The following is a 2,424-nucleotide window of genomic DNA, read 5'->3' as shown; positions in this document are numbered from 1 at the left end:
CGCGGCCGCCGGGGCGGGCGCGGCGATCGTCACCGGCGTGCCGGAGGGCTCCCGCGCACCGGTCACCCGGGTCAGCGCCGCGTCGCCGGGACGCACCTGAGCGGACTCGGGGCGGATGCCGGCGGTCGCCATCAGCCGGGACACGTCCCGGCGCTGCTCCGGCAGGACGAGGGTGACGACCGTGCCGGACTCCCCCGCCCGGGCGGTACGCCCACCACGGTGCAGGTAGTCCTTCGCCTCGGCCGGCGGGTCCACGTTGACCACCATGTCGAGGCCGTCCACGTGGATGCCCCGGGCCGCCACGTCGGTCGCCACCAGGGCGGTGACCTGGCCGGTGCGGAACTGCTCCAGGATCCGGGTGCGCTGCGGCTGCGACTTGCCACCGTGCAGCGCGGCGGCGCGTACGCCCTTGGAGAGCAGCTGGCGGGCCAGCCGGTCGGCGCGGTGCTTGGTGCCCATGAACAGGATGGTGCGGCCCTCGCGGGCGGCGATCCAGGTCAGCGCGGTGGGCTTGTCCACCGCGTCGACGTGCAGCACGTGGTGGGTCATCGCGGTCACCGTGGCGGTGCCCGGGTCCACCGAGTGGGTGACCGGGCTGCTCAGGAAGCGACGGACCAGCTTGTCCACGCCGCCGTCGAGGGTGGCCGAGAAGAGCATCCGCTGCCCGTTGGGCGCGACCTGCTCCAGCAGCTTGGTCACCTGCGGCAGGAAGCCCATGTCGGCCATCTGGTCGGCCTCGTCGAGCACGGTGATGGCGACCTGGTCGAGCCGGGCGTCACCACGGTTGATCAGGTCGTGCAGCCGCCCGGGGGTGGCCACGACCAGCTCGGCACCGGCGCGCAGCGCGTCGGCCTGGCGTTGCAGGGAGAGGCCGCCCACCACGGTGGCGCAGCGCAGCCCGAGGGCCCGTGCGTACGGGTCGAGGGCGGTGGTGACCTGCTGGGCCAGCTCCCGGGTCGGCACCAGCACCAGGGCCAGCGGACGGCCCGGCCGGGCCCGACGGCCGGCGGTGCGGGACAGCGTGGGGAGCCCGAAGGCGAGCGTCTTGCCGGAGCCGGTGCGGCCCCGGCCGAGCACGTCCCGGCCGGCCAGCGAGTCCGGCAGGGTGGCCGACTGGATCGGGAACGGCTCGGTGATGCCCTGGGCGGCCAGCTCGGCGAGGAGCTCGGGGGCCAGCCCGGTATGGGCGAATGACGGAATGACAGTGGTCATGCGGAAGCCTTCCTCGACGCGGCACGTGTCGAGGGAGGGCGCCGGATGTCGGCGCTGTCGCCGGTGGACTCGTCCACCGGGACTCACAAGCACGAACCGAAGGGTACGGGGTCCGGCCCGCCGCCGAGCCGCCGCCTGCGTACGCAGGTCGACGGCGGGGCGGGCCGGTCCCGTCACCGCACCCGGAGGGCGCAGTGGGTGTTACGAGACGATCCGAGGATCAGAGCGGGCGGATGTTCTCCGCCTGCGGGCCCTTCTGGCCCTGGGTCACCTCGAACTCGACCCGCTGGTTCTCGTCCAGGCTCCGGTAGCCGGAGGACTGGATGGCCGAGAAGTGGGCGAAGACGTCCGCGCCGCCGCCGTCCGGGGTGATGAAGCCGAAGCCCTTGTCAGCGTTGAACCACTTGACGGTGCCAATAGCCATGTTTGTTTCGTCTCCTTGACGGAACGTCGAACCCGCACCTGTTGCGGGCTCGAAGAGGAGCGCCCCACGCGGAACTGCGTGGCTCGCTTGTCGCTTCTGGTCGCCCCGCCCGGAGAACTCCGGACACAACAAAGAGCGCCTGGGGCCATAATCCACCAGGCGCACACAGAGTCTCTGGGAACCATAACTGCAACGCGTCCAATCTACCACGGATCTCAGGAATGACCACCGTCGGCCGGAAATTCCGGAACCGAGGCGATCAGCGCGGTCAACCCGTCGGCGTCGAGCAGGTCCGCCGGGCGCACCGTGACCCCGTCCCGCACGTAGTGGAACGCGGCGCCGACCCGCTCCACCGGCACCCCGGCCAGCTCCGCCCAGGCCAGCCGGTAGACCGCCAGCTGCACCGCCGCGACCTCGGCGGCGACGCCGGTGGGCTGCCGACCGGTCTTCCAGTCGACCACGTCGAAGCGCCCACCGGGGCGGGCGAAGACCGCGTCCATCCGGCCCCGGACCACCGTCCCTGCGAGCACGGTGGCGAACGGCACCTCCACCTCCACCGGCACCCGGTCCGCCCACTCGCTGGCCAGGAAGCGCTCCTGGAGCTCGGCCAGCGCCTCGTCGGGCGCGGCGTCGGCGTCCGCCGCCCCCGGCAGCTCGTCCAGGTCGGCGACCTCGACGCGACCGAGACTGTCGGTCCGCGCATGCTGACAGGGAAAGACGCGGATCTTCGACAGGCTCGGCCGTTCGGGGGCATCGAGGATTTCTCGCATCCCCTACCGTCGCTACCT

At 72.5% G+C, this 2,424-nt stretch carries 2 protein-coding genes and 1 pseudogene; all 3 read right to left on the bottom strand.

What is annotated here, in order from left to right:
- Nucleotides 1–1,212 (bottom strand): DEAD/DEAH box helicase (locus NCC78_RS30835; RefSeq protein WP_250798937.1); only part of this gene is annotated, 1,212 nt, incomplete at its 3' end.
- Nucleotides 1,213–1,432: 220 nt separating this feature from the next.
- Nucleotides 1,433–1,636: a transcription antiterminator/RNA stability regulator CspE gene (gene cspE, locus NCC78_RS30830; protein ID WP_007464836.1), complete on the bottom strand. Its 204-nt coding sequence runs from the start codon at nt 1,634–1,636 to the stop codon at nt 1,433–1,435.
- A 215-nt stretch (nt 1,637–1,851) separates the two neighbouring features.
- Nucleotides 1,852–2,301: pseudogene (locus NCC78_RS30825) on the bottom strand (PD-(D/E)XK nuclease family protein); the annotation flags it as partial.
- Nucleotides 2,302–2,424: the final 123 nt, after the last annotated feature.

The organism is Micromonospora phytophila (assembly GCF_023656545.1).
Taxonomy (GTDB): domain Bacteria; phylum Actinomycetota; class Actinomycetes; order Mycobacteriales; family Micromonosporaceae; genus Micromonospora; species Micromonospora phytophila.
This window is presented reverse-complemented; position numbering and strand designations above follow the sequence as displayed.